At 64.1% G+C, this 17,107-nt stretch carries 17 protein-coding genes; 13 read left to right on the top strand and 4 right to left on the bottom strand.

All coding sequences use genetic code 11. The features are described 5' to 3' along the window. Window positions 1–38: 38 nt before the first annotated feature. A complete protein-coding gene (locus tag DFR67_RS13510) occupies window positions 39–1,595 on the bottom strand; it encodes an AMP-binding protein (RefSeq protein ID WP_110470037.1) in 1,557 nt (518 codons plus the stop codon). Between the two features lie 217 nt (window positions 1,596–1,812). Between DFR67_RS13510 and DFR67_RS13505 the strand changes: the two genes are divergently transcribed. From DFR67_RS13505 to DFR67_RS13490, 4 genes are read left to right on the top strand one after another with little or no spacing between them, the layout of a single operon-like run. Then, the gene (locus DFR67_RS13505; RefSeq protein WP_084836526.1) at window positions 1,813–2,448 is read left to right on the top strand and encodes an isochorismatase family protein; all 636 of its coding nucleotides are present in this window, start codon (window positions 1,813–1,815) and stop codon (window positions 2,446–2,448) included. Window positions 2,449–2,493: 45 nt separating this feature from the next. After that, window positions 2,494–3,351, top strand: a complete 858-nt coding sequence (locus DFR67_RS13500) for an SDR family oxidoreductase (protein WP_110470036.1) — start codon at window positions 2,494–2,496, stop codon at window positions 3,349–3,351. Then, the gene (locus tag DFR67_RS13495) at window positions 3,348–4,271 is read left to right on the top strand and encodes a VOC family protein (protein ID WP_110470035.1); all 924 of its coding nucleotides are present in this window, start codon (window positions 3,348–3,350) and stop codon (window positions 4,269–4,271) included. The genes DFR67_RS13500 and DFR67_RS13495 overlap by 4 nt, the downstream gene beginning before the upstream one ends. A 19-nt stretch (window positions 4,272–4,290) precedes the next feature. After that, on the top strand, window positions 4,291–4,743 hold the full coding sequence (locus DFR67_RS13490) for a nuclear transport factor 2 family protein (protein ID WP_110470034.1): 453 nt from the start codon (window positions 4,291–4,293) through the stop codon (window positions 4,741–4,743). Between the two features lie 108 nt (window positions 4,744–4,851). Here DFR67_RS13490 and DFR67_RS30515 read toward each other — a convergent pair whose 3' ends face one another. Further along, the gene (locus tag DFR67_RS30515) at window positions 4,852–5,013 is read right to left on the bottom strand and encodes a hypothetical protein (RefSeq protein ID WP_157366779.1); all 162 of its coding nucleotides are present in this window, start codon (window positions 5,011–5,013) and stop codon (window positions 4,852–4,854) included. Between the two features lie 340 nt (window positions 5,014–5,353). Between DFR67_RS30515 and DFR67_RS13485 the strand changes: the two genes are divergently transcribed. Both DFR67_RS13485 and DFR67_RS13480 read left to right on the top strand, forming a co-directional pair. Continuing rightward, entirely contained in the window at window positions 5,354–5,806 is a 453-nt protein-coding gene (locus tag DFR67_RS13485) for a Zn-ribbon domain-containing OB-fold protein (protein ID WP_110470033.1), read from the top strand. Then, complete coding sequence (locus DFR67_RS13480; RefSeq protein WP_110470032.1) at window positions 5,793–6,941, top strand: thiolase family protein; 1,149 nt, start codon at window positions 5,793–5,795, stop codon at window positions 6,939–6,941. Before DFR67_RS13485 ends, DFR67_RS13480 begins: the two co-directional genes overlap by 14 nt. Before the next feature lie 67 nt (window positions 6,942–7,008). Here DFR67_RS13480 and DFR67_RS13475 read toward each other — a convergent pair whose 3' ends face one another. Further along, window positions 7,009–7,662 carry a TetR/AcrR family transcriptional regulator gene (locus tag DFR67_RS13475; protein WP_084836532.1) on the bottom strand — a complete coding sequence of 218 codons (654 nt, stop codon included), beginning with the start codon at window positions 7,660–7,662 and terminating at the stop codon, window positions 7,009–7,011. A gap of 269 nt (window positions 7,663–7,931) precedes the next feature. Here DFR67_RS13475 and DFR67_RS30795 point away from each other — a divergent pair, with 269 nt between their 5' ends. The 3 genes from DFR67_RS30795 to DFR67_RS13465 all read left to right on the top strand — a co-directional run bounded on the left by DFR67_RS30795 (window position 7,932) and on the right by DFR67_RS13465 (window position 10,105). Next, window positions 7,932–8,381 (top strand): Zn-ribbon domain-containing OB-fold protein, encoded by a 450-nt coding sequence (locus tag DFR67_RS30795; protein WP_342766732.1) that lies wholly within the window; start codon window positions 7,932–7,934, stop codon window positions 8,379–8,381. Then, window positions 8,381–9,574 (top strand): thiolase family protein, encoded by a 1,194-nt coding sequence (locus DFR67_RS13470; RefSeq protein ID WP_168187029.1) that lies wholly within the window; start codon window positions 8,381–8,383, stop codon window positions 9,572–9,574. The genes DFR67_RS30795 and DFR67_RS13470 overlap by 1 nt, the downstream gene beginning before the upstream one ends. A gap of 75 nt (window positions 9,575–9,649) precedes the next feature. Then, the gene (locus tag DFR67_RS13465) at window positions 9,650–10,105 is read left to right on the top strand and encodes a MaoC family dehydratase (RefSeq protein WP_084836533.1); all 456 of its coding nucleotides are present in this window, start codon (window positions 9,650–9,652) and stop codon (window positions 10,103–10,105) included. A gap of 84 nt (window positions 10,106–10,189) precedes the next feature. Here the strand turns inward: DFR67_RS13465 and DFR67_RS13460 are convergent, their stop codons facing one another. Then, window positions 10,190–11,389, bottom strand: a complete 1,200-nt coding sequence (locus DFR67_RS13460; protein WP_084836534.1) for a thiolase family protein — start codon at window positions 11,387–11,389, stop codon at window positions 10,190–10,192. Between the two features lie 274 nt (window positions 11,390–11,663). Between DFR67_RS13460 and DFR67_RS13455 the strand changes: the two genes are divergently transcribed. From DFR67_RS13455 to DFR67_RS13440, 4 genes are all read left to right on the top strand, one after another. Beyond that, window positions 11,664–13,277, top strand: coding sequence for a class I adenylate-forming enzyme family protein (locus DFR67_RS13455; RefSeq protein WP_084836535.1), 1,614 nt, complete (start codon window positions 11,664–11,666; stop codon window positions 13,275–13,277). A gap of 9 nt (window positions 13,278–13,286) precedes the next feature. Further along, on the top strand, window positions 13,287–15,419 hold the full coding sequence (locus tag DFR67_RS13450; RefSeq protein ID WP_084836536.1) for an acyl-CoA dehydrogenase family protein: 2,133 nt from the start codon (window positions 13,287–13,289) through the stop codon (window positions 15,417–15,419). Window positions 15,420–15,478: 59 nt separating this feature from the next. Further along, complete coding sequence (locus DFR67_RS13445; protein ID WP_110470030.1) at window positions 15,479–16,231, top strand: enoyl-CoA hydratase-related protein; 753 nt, start codon at window positions 15,479–15,481, stop codon at window positions 16,229–16,231. Window positions 16,232–16,315: 84 nt separating this feature from the next. Then, on the top strand, window positions 16,316–17,086 hold the full coding sequence (locus DFR67_RS13440) for an SDR family NAD(P)-dependent oxidoreductase (RefSeq protein ID WP_084836538.1): 771 nt from the start codon (window positions 16,316–16,318) through the stop codon (window positions 17,084–17,086). Window positions 17,087–17,107 lie beyond the last annotated feature (21 nt).

Here is a 17,107-nt window from a genome sequence, read left to right as displayed (position 1 = left end):
GAAGATTCGCGTTGACCGGAGGGCTCCGCGAGGCGGAACTACTCCCGAATCGAGTAGGTGGCCCGCAACGCTTTCTTGTCGATCTTTCCGTTGCTCAAGGTGGGTAGGTCGGGAACAAAATACATCTTGCGCGGGCACTTGTAGCCGGCCAGCCGGGTCTTGACGAAAGTTCGGATCTCGGTCTCGTCGACGTGTGAGTCCGCAGCCGGCACGATCACCGCGGTCACTGCTTCTCCCCAACGCGGATCAGGCGTTCCGATCACGGCGCACTCCTCGATCCCCGGATGCGTGGCGAGTGCGTTCTCGACCTCCAGTGAATAGATGTTCTCCCCGCCGGAGATCACGACATCCTTCTTGCGGTCGACCAGGAACAGCAGCCCGTCGTCGACCACGCCGATGTCGCCGGTATGGCACCAACCGTCGCGCAGGACTTCGGCCGTTCGGACACTGTCGTTCCAGTAGCCGCGGAACATGGCCTCGCAACGGACCGTGATCTCGCCGGGATGCCCAGGGTCCGCATCGTCGCCGCTGTCGGTCACGATGCGCACCCGGGTACCCGGGAACGGATAGCCCACCGAGCGCAGCCGACGCGCGTCCGCGTCCGTATCGGCGGTCCGGTGCAGCTCCGGTGGAAGCCCTGAGGTGATGACCTCGGTCTGTCCGTACAGGTTCATGAAGTTGACGTTCGGCATGGTCTCGAGGGCGGCGGCAAGCGCGGTGCTGGTGATCGGTGCAGCCGAATAGACCACCGTGCGAACAGTCTTCAACGTCGCGGCATCGTGTCGCGCAGCGGCGACGACCTCGGCCAGCATGGTCGGCGCCAGGTGCAGGACGGTGATCTGTTCGTCGGCAGCGGTGGCCAGCACATGTGCCGGATCGAAAGCTTCATGAAGGACGGCACCGCCACCGCGTGCGTGGATGCCCAGCGCCATCGCCATGGCTCCGACGTGGAACATCGGCATACACAACAGGATCTTGTCCGCCGATCCCGATCGCATCTCACCGTTCATGGTGAGGGCGAGGCGGTGCATCTCGTGCTGCCCGAGTATGCAGCCCTTCGGCTTTCCCGTGGTGCCACTTGTGTAGATGAGGCACGCGATGTCGTCGGGACGCGCCTCGTAGGGTGGATCTTCGGCGAGTTCGGCCAAGAGTGCGTCGAGGTTCAGCACCCCAGGGGTCGCCGGACGATCCGGCGCACCCATCCGGACGAACAGCTCCACCTCAGGGAGTTCCTCTCGGACGTCGGCGATCATGTCCTCGTATTCGGCACCGTAGAACAGGACCCGAGGCGCGGCGTCCGCCATGATGTTCACGATCTCGGGAGCGGCGAGCCGGAAATTGATGGTGGCCACCACGATTCCGCTCAACTGCCCTGCGGCCTGCACTCGCGCGAAATCAAGGGTGTTGCGATCGAGAACCGCGATGCGATCCTGTCGCCGGATTCCGCGGGCACTGAGCGCAGTGGCGATGGTCGCCGCATCGATACGAAGCCGGCCATGAGTGAGCACCGAGCCTGCCGATACGTACGCAGGCTGGTCGGGGAAGCGAATCGCGTTGTCGGAGATGGTCTGTCCGAGTGTCGAATCGGGTGACATGGTGATCTTTCGTCAGTCCGCGACTTCAGACGCAGAAGCGATGCCGGTGTGAGACATCTGTGGAATGCCCGGACCGGCGCGGTTGGGGGAGGTTGACGGAACTGTCAAAAACCCATAGCTTAAGTTAGCGTCGGCGCCGTCTGCAGTCAATGACGCGTGGAGTCAATTGGCTCCGGCGAGTCGAACAGACGCCGGCACCGAGTGTGAGGACACAACCATGGGATCGCGTACCGAGTGGGATCTGGCCGGAACCGCGGTGGTCGCCATCGAGTGTCAGAACGGCACACTAGGGGACGACGTGGCCATACCCGCGTTGCGTGACGCCGCGGGAGATCTTGTCGATCGCATCGACGAGGTGCTGCAGGCCGCGCGGGCCCACGGCGTCCGAGTGGTGCATGCAATCTACGAAGGAGCGCTCGGCGCAGCCAATCTCGGCACAGAGCCCCTCTGGCGACATATCGGACCGGCGTCGGCGAACTGGACTCCGGGCAGCCTTCCGACCCAGGTGCTGCCCCGCCTGCTCGACCCGGCCGACGTCGTATCGCCGCGCCACCACGGCCTGTCGCCGGTCCAGGGCACCGAGCTGCTCCCTCTGCTCAAGAACTTCGGTATTCACACGGTGGTGCTCGTGGGTGTATCGGTGAACGTTGCGGTCCTGGTCACTGCGGCCGCCGCGGCTGGTGAGGGTTTCCATGTCGTGGTGGCGCGTGATGCGGTACGTGGCGTCCCGCCCGAGTATGGCGAGATGGTCCTGGAGAACTCGATCCGCCAGGTCGCCCGGCTGGCCCGGTCCACTGATCTGGCGTCCCAGTGGCAGGCTGCTGCAGCCAACGCACAGGTCGCGGCACGCTGAGAATGCCGTCGACCCTCACCCCCACAATCGGAACCGAGGACATCCATGACTCTTGACAAGTCCGTAGATCTGAGCGGCCGGACCGCCTTCATCACCGGCGGCAGTCGAGGTATCGGCGCGGCCATCGCGCGCGCTTTCTCCGACGCCGGCGCGGCAGTGGTGTTGTTCGCGAAATCAGGTTCGGCGCATGCCACCTTGCCGGGAACGGTGTACAGCGTCGCCGAGGAGATCGAGCGGGCCGGGGGCCGCGCATTGGCCATCCCGGGGGACCTCCGCATCGACGCGGATGTCGAATCGGCTATCGCCCGGACAGCGGAGGTCCTCGGGGGCCTCGACATCGTTGTCAACAACGCGGCCGCCTTCGACACGACCCCCACATCCAAGGTGTCGATGAAGCGCTACGACCTCCTGCAGGCCATCAATGCCCGAGGGAGCTTCGCGGTGTCCCGGGCGGCAATCCCGTACCTCACACAATCGCCGGCGGGGCACATTCTCTCTATTTCTCCGCCGCTCGACCTCGAACCGAAATGGCTTGGCGCGCACCTGGCTTACACGACATCGAAGTACGCCGTCAGCCTTGCGACGCTCGGGCTCGCGGCAGAACTCGCCAATTCGGGTGTCGCGGCCAACTCGCTGTGGCCGGCAACGGCTGTCGCCACCGAGGCCATCCGCTCGATCCTCGGCGAGGAAGTCGCCGAACAGAAGGCCCGTTCGGTCGACATCATGGCCGATGCGGCGCTGGCCGTCGTGCGCCGGGACCCGCGGACGTGTTCGGGCAATCTCTTCACCGACGAGCAGGTACTCGCGGCCGAGGGCAAAACGGATCTGTCCGAGTACAGCGTCGGTGAGGGCGAATTCTCCCGCAGCTTCTTTGTCGCCGACTCGGCTGAGGTGAGCGCGTGAACACGGTCGCGGTGGCCCGCACGGAATCACGGCGGGCCGAGTATGCCCATTCGGTGATGCACTGCAATCTCAACAGTGCCGACGTGATCCGTTCGCAGCAGTTTTATGCGGATCTGTTCGCGGTACGCGACCGGATGCGTTCGATCAGTGAAGACACCGACGGCCGGTTCATGGGACTGTCCGAACACACCGCGAGCGAGACGGTCTTCCTGTACGACGGACGCGGACCGAGATCCGCGCCGGCCCTCGAACTGGTGCAGTGGCATGATCCCCAGCTCATCCGACGCTCCGATCTGGGTGCCGACGCACCGGGTTTTCGGGTGATCGGATACCGTGTCAACTCGTTGGCATCCGTTCCTGGTGCCGGAGGAGGCGAATCCGTTGTCGTCCGGGGACGGGCGCGGAAGGCGATTCGAGTCACCGACCCCGATGGAGTGATCGTCGAGATCGTGGAAGTCGCAGCGGCGGAATCAGATCCGAAGACACCGATGCTGAGCCACACCCGAATGGTGGTGAGCGATCTGGAACGCTCGGTGGCCTGGTATTCGACCATCGGATTTGTTGTTCGGCCCGACGACACCGACGTGACGCGATCGGTACCCGGTGCATCGCTGTACCTGCCGGAGGATCCGACCTTCTCCTTCGAACTCGAGTGCCCGGTCGAGCAGGTGGAGATCGAGCCGAAGGTCGCCAACACGCAGGGCCTCTACCGCGTCGCAGCTGCGGTCGAGGATGTGAAGGCCGCCTATACGGCGCTCGCGAAAGCTGATCCGGCCACTCCGGAGCCCGGCTTTGTCCCGATGCCCGACGTGCCGACCGGAGGCTTCACGGTTCTGTTCCTGTCCGACCCCGACGGGCTCGTCGTCGAATTGGTCGACCGGCCGCGGAACACTGTTCGACGCCCGCTGCAGCCGCTGTGATGAACCACCGGGCGAAGCCATGATCGAGATGTCGGTCGCCGACCGCGTTGCCCTCGACGCCTTGCTCTCGCGGTACACGGGTCTCGGCGACAGCGGCCGCGTCGAAGAGTTCGCGGCGCTGTTCACCGAGGACGGTGTACTCACTGTTGCCGGTCGTCGGTTCGTCGGCCCGGACGAGATTGTCGCCTTCGCCGAGCAGTCCGGTGCGGCGATGGCCGCCATCACGAGTTTGCTTCCCGGCGCCCATCACGTGTCGTCGCGGATGACCGAGCTCGTTTCCGACGATTCTGCGACGTCGCAGAGTCTGTTCATGTTTGTCGGAACATCCGGTCCCGATCACTGGGGTACGTATCGAGATCACCTGATTCGTACCGGTGATGGGTGGCGATTCGTTTCTCGGAGTGTACGTTTCACCGGTTTTTCGCCGAGTTCCGGCGTGCGCGGCTATGTGGAATCATTGGCGCGGTCCTGAATGTATCGGCCCGGACGGCTGCTGATCTGCGTTGAGTAGGTGGTGCGGTGCGGTGCTCGCTCCGCCAGGGGCGTGCTGGGGAGCACACCCCTGGCGGAGCGTTGCACGTTATCGCGGACCGGGAGTCGCGTCGTCGAGCACCTCGGGATCGTCGTTGTCGTCCTCGGGTTGCGGATTCGTCGCGTCCGTCACCGTCTTCTTGTCACCGAGGCCCGCTTCTTCGAGACTTGTCTCGTCCGTGACTTGCTGACTGTTGTCCAACCCTGACATAGCCGCTCCTCTCGTGTTATGAATAGCTAACTATTTAGACTGTATCCTTTCGGGTGCGAGACTGGTGCACTTCGCGGCCACCCGATTCGGGAAGCGGAGTCGCCGATCGACTCGACGATTGCGTCAACTGACGGATAGCCGCGAGTGCGACCTGTTGACGTGGGAAAATGCGCAGAATATTTAACATGGCGGCGTGGCAGCCTGTGAATTGTCGACGATACTTGACGATTGCGTTGACAATCGCTTCACTGAACTCCTACCGTGTAGGTTCAGCGGGTTGACCGGCGTGACCGCGGTCACGTACGTCGCACGATCACCTTGCGATGGAAAGGGACAACATATGACCGAACAAGTGCCGCTGGCCGAGGGGTTGTTCACCTGGCCTGCCGACAAGCCGGCGCTACTCGCCGGAAAATCCTCGGACGGAAAGCTTGTGTTCCCCTATCGGAGTCACAAGATCGTGGGGAAAGTCCGCGAAGAGCTCGAGCAGGTCGAGCTACCTCGGCGCGGAACACTGTGGACCTTCACCACTCAGAGGTTCCGGCCGCCGCAGCCGCCGTACAACGGCAACGACGACGCCAAGACCTTCCAGCCGTTTGCTGTCGGGTACGTGGAACTCGAGGGCGCGCTGCGGGTGGAAGCCCGCCTCACCGAGGCGGACCCCGAGAAGCTCACCATCGGCCAGGAGATGGAACTCGAGATCGTGCCCTTCGGTGTCGATGCCGAAGGCCGCGAAACAATGATCTACGCGTTTGCGCCGGTCGAGAAAGGTCAGGACGATGTCGTCGAGTGACGTAGCGATCATCGGTGTCGGGTTGCACCCCTTCGGTCGGTATCCCGGAAAGTCCGCGCTCGAGATGGGTGAAGACGCTGTCTTCGACGCACTCACCGACGCGGGCATCGAGTGGTCCGACGTGCAGGAGCTGTATGCGGGCAGCATGGAGGTCAAGAATCCAGAGGCCATCGTGGGCCTTCTCGGTTTGACGGGTGTGCCGGGGCGGGCGGTCTTCACCGGTTGCGCCACCGGCGCGACGTCGCTGGCGATGGCCGCCAATTCGATCAAGCTCGGTGAGCACGACATCACCATCGCGGTCGGTCTGGACAAGCACGAACGTGGTGCCTTCGCTGCCCATCCCTCGGTCTCGGGACTGCCGGGCTGGTATGGCGAAGCCGGGCTGTTCCTCACGACCCACTTCTTCGGCATGAAGATCAACCGCTACATGCACGACTTCGGGATCACGCCCGAGACCCTTGCCAAAGTGTCCGCGAAAGCGATGCGCAACGGCGCGGCGAACCCGTCGGCCTGGCGGCGTAAGGCTCTGTCGGAGGAAGAGATCCTCAACTCTCAGATCCTCAACTACCCGTTGACCCAATACATGTACTGCGGGCCGGATGAGGGCGCAGCGGCCGTTGTCCTGTGCCGGGCCGACAAGGCGCACTTGTACACCGACACGCCCGTGTACCTACGGGCGAGCACACTGCGCAGCCGACGTGAAGGGGCGTTCGAACTCCTCAGTCCCTCATTGCCGTTGGAGTCCGTGCCGAGCCCTACCGTCGACGCGTCGAAGGAGGCGTACGAGATCGCCGGGATCGCGCCGTCGGACGTCGACGTGATCCAGCTGCAGGACACCGACGCCGGTTCGGAGATCATCCATATGGCGGAGAACGGATTCTGCGCTGACGGTGATCAGGAGAAGCTCATCGCCGCCGGGGAAACCGAGATCGCCGGGCGGCTGCCGATCAACACCGACGGCGGTTTGCTGGCCAACGGTGAACCGGTCGGCGCGTCCGGGTTGCGACAGATCTTCGAACTGGTCAATCAGTTGCGTGGGCGCGCCGGTGATCGTCAGGTCAACGACGCCAAAGTCGGTTACGCCCAGCTCTACGGCGCTCCCGGGACCGCAGCGGTCACGATCCTCTCAACCTGATCGCTCGCTCCGATCCGATCGGGAGTGAGGCGTAGGGTCCCCGTCCACGATTCGCTCGCCAACGGCGTCACCGGCCGTTGGCGAGCAAGTCGTGTATCTGCTCGGCGAGCGTGGAGATCATGTCCTCGTCGTCCACCGGCAACCGCCACACGCGGCTGTAGAAGTACGACTGGTCGAGCATGGCCATCATCGTCAGGCCGAGCGCCTCGGGTGCCTCGTAGCGCCGCTCCTGTCGAGAGACCAGGTTCGTTCCCAGCAGCCAGGCCACCCGCATCTGAGTGCGCTGAGACGTGCGCCGGAACTCGTCATCGGTCGGGGCGGACTGGGTCGAGGAGAAGATGAACGCGCCGTGCCGGTCCATGAAGTCGAAGTATTGACGCACCCACGAGGCCACATCGGACAGCGCGGCCGGTGAGGGGATGTCCGACCACAGCGACACCACCGCGAGGATCTCTTTGTACGTCTCCTCGCCGATCGTGTTGAACACCTCTCGCTTATCGCGGAAGTAAGTGTAAAAGCCTGCGCGGGATATGCCGCAGGCGTCGGTGATGTTGTTTATCCGGGTGCCGGCGTAGCCACGTTCGAGGAACAGTTTGCGGGAGGCTTCGAGAATCGCCTCGCGGGTCCGTACCGCGCGTTCACCGAGAGCAGCGCCGCCCTCGGGCGTCGCCACGGTGCCCGAGGTCGCGCCGACACTATCTGGTGACTCGTGTGATGTCATATGTGATGATCCCCGTGGGTTGTCCGGAGACGGTCTCCGGCGGTCGCTGCGCGAGATCTACAAACGGGCTCTGCCTCCTTGACGTGTGGGTCAACTATACGGCCATCACCTCCGAATGCGGCAACACAAACGCTGGAGGGGATGCTGTAAACGACCCGGAGCACACTTGACGCTGTCGTCAGAACAGGCATAGCGTGATGGTTGAATCACAATCGGTGTAATCGGTTAACCCGACGCCAGGCACCGACTTCAGATCTCCAGGAGCAGATGTGACCATCCCGTATGTACGACCGGAGTTCCGGATGCTTCCGGCTCCGACACCGCAATCTCAGGATTATTGGGCCGGGGGCCGCGATGGCGAGTTGCTCATCCACCGGTGTCACACCTGCCAGAACTTCTTCCTTCCGGGTGCGCCGGTGTGCTGGCGGTGCCGAAGCACCGACGTGGCGCCCGAACCCGTCTCAGGATGCGGATCGGTTGCTGCTTTCACCGTGAATCGGCAAACCTGGATTCCGGCATTTCCGCCGCCGTATACCGTCGCGCTGATCGAACTGGCCGAACAGCCGGATACCCGGGTTGTCAGCAACATCGTGGACATCGATCCTGCTGACGTGACGATCGGTCTCGAGGTCGAGGTCTTCTTTGAAGAGTGGGAAGACGTCTGGATTCCCCTATTCCGTCCAGTGGACGTGTCCCGTCCCGCAAAGGAGTCGAACTGATGGGTGGCCGCGGAGGTCCTTTCGAAGGCAAGGCCCTGGTGACCGGCGCCGGCAAGTCCCAGGTGGGACGTAGACTCGGTCGAACCGGTCTCGACCTCACCGTCGAGGCTTCACTCCGTGCGATCGCGGACGCCGGTCTCTCACCCGACGACATCGACGGAGTTGCCAGTTACCCCGGTCCGGGCATGCCTGATCCGGGTTTCTCCGGGGCGAGCGTGCACGAACTCCGCAACGCGCTGGGACTGCGGAGCAATTGGTACGTCAGCAGTTCGGAGACCGCCGGGCAGATCGGTCCGGTGATCGAGGCATGCATGGCCGTGGCGACCGGCCTGGCCGACCACGTGTTGTGCTTCCGGTCGGTGTGGGAGTCAACCGCGCAGGCATCCAAAGGTCGCGGTTCGGTACTGATGGGTACCGGTCGCGCGAATCCCCACCACGAGTTCTTCGGTCCGTACGGCGCCATCTCTGCCGCCAACTGGTTGGCGATGCCCGCGCAGCGGTACATGCACGAGTTCGGCCTCACTCGTGAACAGCTCGGCGCGATCGCGGTCAACGCGAGAAAGAATGCTGCGCTCAACCCTGATGCGATCTATCGCGACCCGATGTCGTTGCAGGACTATCTCGATGCGCGGATGATCTCGGATCCGTTCTGTCTCTACGACTGTGACGTGCCGTGTGATGGCGCGACCGCGGTGATCATCTCACGCAGAGATGCCGCGAAAGGCCTGCCGCGACAGCCACTGACAGTCGAATCGGTGGGTACGGGGATGTTCGAACGGGCCACCTGGGACCAGCGCAAGGATCTGACCACCATGGCGGCGCACGATGCGTCCGCAACGTTGTGGAACCGCACCGACATGACCGTTGGGGATGTGGACTTCGCGCAGCTCTACGATGGTTTCAGCTTCCTGACGGTGCAATGGCTCGAGGCACTTGGTTTCTGCGAGCGCGGCAAGGTCGGTCAGTACATCGAAGGCGGCGAGCGCATTTCGTTGCAGGGTGAACTACCGGTCAATTCCAGCGGTGGACAGCTCTCCGGCGGACGCCTGCACGGTATGGGGTTCCTGCACGAGGCGTGCGTGCAGCTGTGGGGCGAGGGAGGTCCGCGGCAGGTCGGTGGTGACGCAGAGGTTGCCGTCGTTGCCGTGGGTGGTGGTCCGGTGGCCGGGGCGATGCTGCTCAGCACCCGCTAGTCTTCGTCCGTCATCACCCCATGCTGTCGCGGGGTTCGAACAATCGATTCAAACACTGAGAGAAGGAAATTGCACATGGAGGTCTACCGAGGGATCGCCGATCTCGAAGCGGCAGTCGGTAAAGAACTGGGGCCGTCCGATTGGTTCCCGATCGAACAAGATCGGGTCGACGGGTTCGCCGACGTCACCGAGGACCATCAGTGGATTCACGTCGACACGGAAAAGGCCGTGAACGGACCGTTCGGGGCGACGATCGCGCACGGGTTCCTATCTTTGTCGCTCGTGCCCTATTTCGTGAGCCAGTTACGCCGCATCGAAGGCGCGAAGATGGGGGTCAACTACGGTCTCGACCGGGTGCGGTTCCCGTCGCCGGTCCGAGCGGGTAGTCGCATCCGTGCTCGTACGATTGTCAAGACCGTCGACCGGATCGACGAAGACTCTGTCCAGTTGGTCATGCGCACCACGATCGAGGTCGAGGGTAGTGAGAAGCCGGGCTGCGTGGCGGATCTGGTGAGTCGTTATTACTTCTGACCCGCCACCGGTTCGCGCGGCCGAGACGGCAAAAGGCCCGCAGGTCCCAAGGACCTGCGGGCCTTTGTCATGCCTCCTGGACGATCAGACCTCGATGACCATGGCCGCGCCCATGCCACCGCCGGCGCACATCGCGATGACACCGATGCCGCCACCGAGACGGCGAAGTTCGTAGACCATGGTGGTTGCCATCCGCGCTCCGGTGGCCGCGATGGGATGTCCGAGGCTGATTCCCGAGCCCGACACGTTGACCCGGTCCTCGTCCAGCTCGAGCACCTTGGTGCAGGCGATGACCTGCGCCGCGAATGCCTCGTTGATGTCGAACAGGCGAACGTCCCTGAGCGACAAGCCGGCCCGGGCCAACGCGCGTGGGATGGCGATCGTCGGTCCGATCGCCGTCCTGTTGGGTTCGACGCCCACCGCCGACCACGACCGGATCACACCGAGCGTCTCCAGACCCTCTGCCTTCGCGAGCCCGTCAGAGACGACGGTCAGCGCGGCGGCCGCGTCGTTGATACCCGACGAGTTGCCTGCCGTCACCGAGAACCCCTCGATCTCCGGATGGATGACTCGCAGACCGGACAGCACCTCGAGATTGGTGCCGCGCCTTGGGTGCTCGTCGACGGCGAAATCCACGGTCTCGCCGGCCTTGTTTGTCACCGTGATGGGGACGATCTCGGAGTCGAAACGGCCGTCGTCGATGGCCGCGATGGCGCGCTCATGTGACCGCGCCGCCCATTCGTCCTGCTGCTGTCGGGTGATGTCGTACTGAACTGCGGCATTCCAGCCAACGGTGATCGACATGTCCATCGCCGGTGCGTCCGGCGTTCCCGGATGCGACGGCGAAAACCACGGATCAGTCCAGTCGTCGGCGTTCTTTCCGGACGTACCCGGCGTCCGGCGGCGTCCGACGGGCGACATCGACGCGGCCTCGGTTCCTCCGGCGATCACCGCATCACCCATACCGGACATGATTGTTGCGGCGGCGGATGCGACCGCGGTGAGGCCGGTGGCGCACTGCCGGTTCACGGCCATCCCGGGTATCGAGGTCAATCCGTTCGCGGCCGCGACGTAGCGGGCGATGTCACCGCCACCCTGGTACACCTCGCCGAGTACCAGGTCGTCGAAGACCTCCGGTGACAGGCCTGACCGCTTCACGACATTGGTGACGACGTGGCCGGCGAGTTCTTCGGCAGTGGTCTCGGTCAGCGTTCCCTTGCGGGCGGTTCCGATCGGCGTTCGGCAGGCGGCCGTTATCACCGCCCGGGGCTGTTCAGTGCCCACGTGGTCCTCCTCGATGTGCGGCCGACGTCGGTCGCCGGCCGGAGTGAGATCGCCGCATGAGCCTGGACGGCAATCAGTTATAAGATAATCCCAATTTAGCATGGGAGCCGGGCGATCCTACGCGCTCGCCGAGTCTGCCTGAATTGTCGAAACGGTATTGCCTATTCTCCAAATCATTGTACTGTATGGCGTGTATATCGGTGCCTGTCGTCGGTTGTTCCGGCCGGTCGCGTGCCCTGACGAATCTGTCTCCCTCCCCGGAAAGGACACTGCTGTGGTCGCCGCGACATCGAGCAGAGCGCAATACGGATCCCTGACGGACTTCGCAGCCCGACTGCAGCCCGCAGAAACCTTTTGGGGGGTGGTCGCCGGCCGCGCCGACACAACTCCCGACGGTGTCCTGCTGATCGGCGACGACGGCACAAAGGTGACCTTTGCCGAGTACCGCGATCGGTCCGAACGGATCGCGGCGTCCCTGGCCGAACAGGGCATCACGCCCGGATCCCGCGTTGCCTGGCAGCTGCCGACGCGCATCGGCAGTGCCCTGTTGATTGCCGCGCTTGCGCGCATCGGCGCAGTTCAGGCCCCGGTGATACCGCTGTTCGGGGAACGTGAGACCGTTGCCGCGCTGAGGACTTCAAGGGTGGATTTTGTTCTGGTCCCGCAGGATTGGCCCGGCCTGGCCTACGACAGCCTCCAACAATTGCGCGAGGACCGCCAGGGGTCCCCCGAGATCATCGCCCTCCCGCGTGATCTACCCGAGTCCGGTGAGGTGCAATCGCTTGCCCCGCCCCCGGAAAGCCCGGAGGAGGTCCGATGGATTTATTTCACCTCGGGCACCAGTGGCACTCCCAAAGGAGTTCAGCACACCGACTCCTCCATCTTGGCTGCCGCGCGGGGTTTTGTCCTGAACGGCCGGCTCGGAGAGTTGCCCGACGAAGTCGGGTCGATCCCGTTCCCGATCACGCACGTCGGTGGCGTCGTCTATCTCTCGTCAATGTTGCTCTCCGGGTTCGCCTCGGTGCTGATCGAGGTCTTTCGGCCGGACACCGCCACGGAGATCTTCCGCCGTCACCGGGTCACGTTGTCCGGTGGCAGCACTGTTTTCTACACCATGCTGGTCGCTCAGCAACGAGAGGCCGAACCCGGTACCCGGGTTCTCCCCGACCTCCGGCTTCTCAAAGGCGGTGGTGCGCCATGTCCTCCGGCAGTGTTCGCCGCGGTACGCAGCGAGCTCGGTATCCCGGTTGCGCACGACTACGGGATGACGGAGTGTCCGATGATCGGCGTCGCCTCGCCCCTGGATTCGGACGACGTCCTCGCCGAATCCGACGGCCGTCCCGTCCCGGGCGTCGAAGTGCGGATCATGGAGAACGGCGTACCCGTCTCGCCGGGAGCCGAAGGCGACGTCGAAGTCCGTGGCGTCACCGTCTGCCGTGGATACACCGATCCGGCGTTGGATGCCGACGCGTTCACCGCGGACGGCTGGTACCGGACGGGCGACCGTGGCCGAATTCGGTCCAGCGGCTGCATCGAGGTCACCGGTCGGCTCAAAGACGTCATCATCCGCAAGGGCGAGAACATCTCGCCGCTCGAGATCGAATCGCTGCTGTCTCAACACCAGGCGATCGACGAGGTCGCCGTGATCGGCCTCCCCGACATCGATCGTGGAGAACGGGTGTGCGCGGTTCTCACCGTGGCATCGGGACAGCAGGCACCGTCACTGGCCGACATCGCGGACTTCCTCTCCAAGGCGGGAATCATGAAACAGAAGATTCCGGAGCAGGTGGAGGTCGTCTCCAGCATGCCCAGATCGGGTGTTGGCAAGCTTGCCAAACCGGCTCTCCGGCAACAACTCCTGACCAAAATGGAAACATCGACCAGCTAGGAGTCCCGCATGGGATTGCCCATCAGCACCGAACACATCGAACTCGCTGAATCGGTGCGCAAGGTCTTGTCCGACAGAGGTGCCATCGGCGCAGCCAGGACGACGACCGATACCGGATGCACCACAGTGCCGTTCTGGAAAGATCTGGTCTCCCTTGGCTGGTTGGGGTTGCACATCCCGGAGCAGTACGGCGGACAGGGTTTCGGAACCGCGGAACTCGCGGTTGTACTCGAAGAACTCGGCCGTGCCGTTGCGCCAGGCGACTTTCTCCCGACGGTGATCGCCTCCGAGCTGATCCGACTGGCGGGGTCCGAGGACCAGCGCACCGCGCTGCTCCCAGAGCTCTCTGCCGGTGAAGTCACTGCCGCCATCGGGCTCGGTGGCGACATCACGGTTGACGCCGACGGTGCGGTCGGTGGTGCCGGCGGTGCCCTGCTCGGTGGCGGGTCGGCCGAGGTCTTTGTCCTCCGGTCCGAAGCCGACGTGGTGTTGGTCCGGCGGGGACGTGGAGTCGAGGTCGAGGTCGTGGTCGGGATGGATGGGACGCGCCCGTCGGCGCGCGTGTCGTGTTCCGCTGCAACCCCACTGGCAGTCCTGCCGGGCGCGTGTGCCACTCTCCTCGCGGTGGCACAGGCGTTTTCCGCCGCCGAGGCCGCTGGCGGCGCCCGCGCTTGTACGGAGGCCGCGGTTGCCTATGCCATGACACGGTCGCAGTTCGGTCGCACCATCGGGAGCTTCCAGGCCGTCAAGCACTTGTGCGCGAACATGTTCGTGGACACCGAGATAGCAACGGCTGCTGCCTGGGATGCGTCGCGGGCAGATCTGGACTCGGCCGAAGGCAGGTTTGCCGCCGCGGTTGCCGCAGACCAGGCCATCGGCGCCTTCGCAGTATCGGCGCAGCGCAACATCCAGGTACACGGTGGGGTCGGTTTCACGTGGGAACACGACGCCCACCTGCTCCTTCGCCGGGCCTATGTGCTGCGAGCGGTCTTCGGTCACGATGCCGCTCGTCAGGTGGCACGGCTGGCGATCGATGGGGTACACCGCCCACCGAGTCTCGAGCTCCCGGAGGACGCCGACACATTTCGGCGCGGTGCGCGGGCGTTCCGAGATCAGTATCTGACCACACCTGCGGGTGAGCGGGTGTCACTGCTCGCGCGATCCGGGTTTGCGTTTTCCCATTGGCCCGCGCCATATGGTCGTTCGGCGGGACCAGTCGAGCAACTCGTCATCGAGGAGGAGCTGGCCGTGATCCCGAAGCTCGATCTCGGCATCGGCAACTGGATCGTTCCGACACTGCTCCAGCAGGGAACAGACGAGCAGATCGACCGCTGGATCTGGTCGTCACTCGACGGCGACATCAGGTGGTGTCAGTTGTTCAGCGAACCCGGCGCGGGATCGGATGCGGCGGCGATCAGTACCCGGGGAGTGCGCACAGAAGGTGGCTGGCTGGTTACCGGCCAGAAGGTCTGGACCAGCGACGCGCAGAACTGCAACCGCGGACTCGCGACCGTACGCACCAACAAGGACGCTCCGAAACATGCCGGCGTTTCGATGCTGGTCATCGACCTCGAATCCGACGGGGTCGAGATCCGGCCGCTGCGTGACATCACCGGCGATGCCACCTTCAACGAGGTCTTTCTCGACAACGTCTTCGTCCCGGATGCAGATGTCGTCGGCGCCGTCGACCAAGGGTGGAAGGTCGCCCGGGCCACGCTGGGCAACGAGCGTGTGACGATCGGTGGCGGTGTAGCAGAGTTCGTCGACCTCGATGTGGCGGTCCAGGCTGTCGCCGGCGCCGAAAAGGTAACTGACACAGAATTGTTAAGCAGGGTCGGCCACCTGGTTGCCGAACGGCAGGCCATGCGAATGCTGTCTTTGCGTCTGGCAGCACGTGCGGTGTCCGGCGCCGGTCCGGGACCCGAAGGTAACGTGACAAAGCTGTTGGCCGGCGAACACCAGCAGCGGGTCGCTGATCTGCTTCTGCAGGTGGGCGGTGCGGAATGGGCTCTTGGAGGCACCGCGGATGTGCATGAAGGTGTGTTGTTCGTGCGCGGACTCACCATCGCCGGGGGAACGTCTGAGGTCGTCCGGAATCAGATCGCCGAGCGAGTTCTCGGTCTGCCGCGCGAAAAGATGTGACGTCCCGGGGCGGTTTTCGCGCCGGAGAAAGAAGAGAAACCGATGATGGAGTACCGGCAGTGAGTGTTCTGATCGATCAGCGTGATGCCGTCCTGGTGATCACTATCAATCGTCCCGAAGTGCGCAACGCCCTTGATGCCGAGACGATGGCCGGGATCGGCGAAGCGCTTGTCGCGGCCGAGGCCGACGATTCGGTAGGGGCCGTGGTCCTCACCGGTGCCGGTGACCGATCCTTCTGTGCGGGAATGGATCTGCGTGCGTTTGCGGCCGGCGGTCAGATGGTCGACAAGTCGCGACCGGGCCTCGAGGTCTTCACCGATCGGGTGTATCCAAAGCCGATCATCTGCGCTGCAGGGGGCACTGCGGTCGCCGGTGGATTCGAGCTGTTGCTGGCCTGCGACCTCGCCGTGGTCGCCGATCACGCGAAGTTCGGTCTGCCCGAGGTCAAACGAGGGCTGGTGGCCGCCGGTGGCGGCACGCGCCTGCCGCGACGGATCCCGCTGGCTCTCGCCCTCGAACTCGGACTCACCGGCGAGATCGTCTCGGCGCAGCGGGTACTCGAACTCGGACTGGTCAACCGGGTGGTCCCGGGCACCGAGGTACTAGACGAGGCAATCGCCCTGGCGGCCACCATCGCCGAGAACGGACCGCTCGCACTTCGAATTACCAAGCAGCTCATGGTGACCGAGGCGGCGGGAATGTCCGCGGCACAGATCGCCGAGGCATCCGCGCCGGCCTTCATCAGTGCGGACGCCAAGGAAGGCGCAGTCGCTTTCGCCGAGAAGCGAAAGCCCCGCTGGACTGGGAAGTAAACCGTGATTCCGTCTTTCGACGGGTGAATGCCATTTCAGATCATCTGATTTTCAGACGTAATCGACATATCGCCGGAGGTTGACATGAAGCTTGCAGACAGCGTTGCCATTGTGACAGGAGGAGCCGGAGGCCTCGGTGAGGCCACCGTGCGGGAGCTGGCCGAAGCCGGCGCATCGGTGGTCATCGCCGACCTCGCCGACGATAAGGCGGAGAAGCTGGCCGAAGACCTTGGTCGGAAGGTCAAGTACGTACGTACCGACGTCACCTCCGAGGCGAGTGTGCTCGAGACCGTCGAAGCGGCGAAGGCGCTGGGCACCCTTCGCTACGCGGTGGTTGCACATGGCGGCTTCGGAGTGGCGGAAAAAGTTGTGCAGCGCGACGGCAGTCCCGCGCCTCTCGCGGGGTTCACCAAGACAGTCGATCTGTACCTGACCGGCACCTATAACGTCCTGCGTCTCGCGGCCGCAGCGATCGCGCAGAACGAGCCCGACGCCGACGGCCAGCGCGGCGCGATCGTCACAACAGCGAGCATTGCAGCCTTCGAAGGCCAGATCGGCCAATCAGCGTACGCCGCGTCGAAAGCCGGCGTGGTGGGTCTGACGCTGGTGGCTGCTCGCGATCTGAGCTCACTCGGAATACGGGTAGTGACCGTCGCCCCGGGCACCATGCGAACACCGATCATGGAATCGGTGGGTGACGAGGCGCTCGCCAAGTTCGCCGCGAACATACCCAATCCGAAACGTCTCGGACTTCCCGCAGAATATGCCTCGCTCGTGCACCACATCCTGGAGAATCCGTACCTCAACGGGGAGACCATTCGCCTGGACGGGGCTCAGCGGTTCGGACCGCGATAGAGGCCACGGTAGACCAGTATC

The organism is Williamsia limnetica (assembly GCF_003217475.1).
GTDB lineage: Bacteria > Actinomycetota > Actinomycetes > Mycobacteriales > Mycobacteriaceae > Williamsia > Williamsia limnetica.
Note: the sequence above shows the minus strand (reverse complement) of the source record. Positions and strands in the feature narration are given on the sequence as shown.

Coding starts and splice junctions, on each gene's coding strand:
- DFR67_RS13490 (WP_110470034.1), top strand. CDS start 4,291: ATGATCGAGATGTCGGTCGCCGACCGCGTTGCCCTCGACGCCTTGCTC.
- DFR67_RS13440 (WP_084836538.1), top strand. CDS start 16,316: ATGAAGCTTGCAGACAGCGTTGCCATTGTGACAGGAGGAGCCGGAGGC.
- DFR67_RS13500 (WP_110470036.1), top strand. CDS start 2,494: ATGACTCTTGACAAGTCCGTAGATCTGAGCGGCCGGACCGCCTTCATC.
- DFR67_RS13470 (WP_168187029.1), top strand. CDS start 8,381: ATGGGTGGCCGCGGAGGTCCTTTCGAAGGCAAGGCCCTGGTGACCGGC.
- DFR67_RS13485 (WP_110470033.1), top strand. CDS start 5,354: ATGACCGAACAAGTGCCGCTGGCCGAGGGGTTGTTCACCTGGCCTGCC.
- DFR67_RS13480 (WP_110470032.1), top strand. CDS start 5,793: ATGTCGTCGAGTGACGTAGCGATCATCGGTGTCGGGTTGCACCCCTTC.
- DFR67_RS13505 (WP_084836526.1), top strand. CDS start 1,813: ATGGGATCGCGTACCGAGTGGGATCTGGCCGGAACCGCGGTGGTCGCC.
- DFR67_RS13450 (WP_084836536.1), top strand. CDS start 13,287: ATGGGATTGCCCATCAGCACCGAACACATCGAACTCGCTGAATCGGTG.
- DFR67_RS13510 (WP_110470037.1), bottom strand. CDS start 1,595: ATGTCACCCGATTCGACACTCGGACAGACCATCTCCGACAACGCGATT.
- DFR67_RS30515 (WP_157366779.1), bottom strand. CDS start 5,013: ATGTCAGGGTTGGACAACAGTCAGCAAGTCACGGACGAGACAAGTCTC.
- DFR67_RS13465 (WP_084836533.1), top strand. CDS start 9,650: ATGGAGGTCTACCGAGGGATCGCCGATCTCGAAGCGGCAGTCGGTAAA.
- DFR67_RS13475 (WP_084836532.1), bottom strand. CDS start 7,662: ATGACATCACACGAGTCACCAGATAGTGTCGGCGCGACCTCGGGCACC.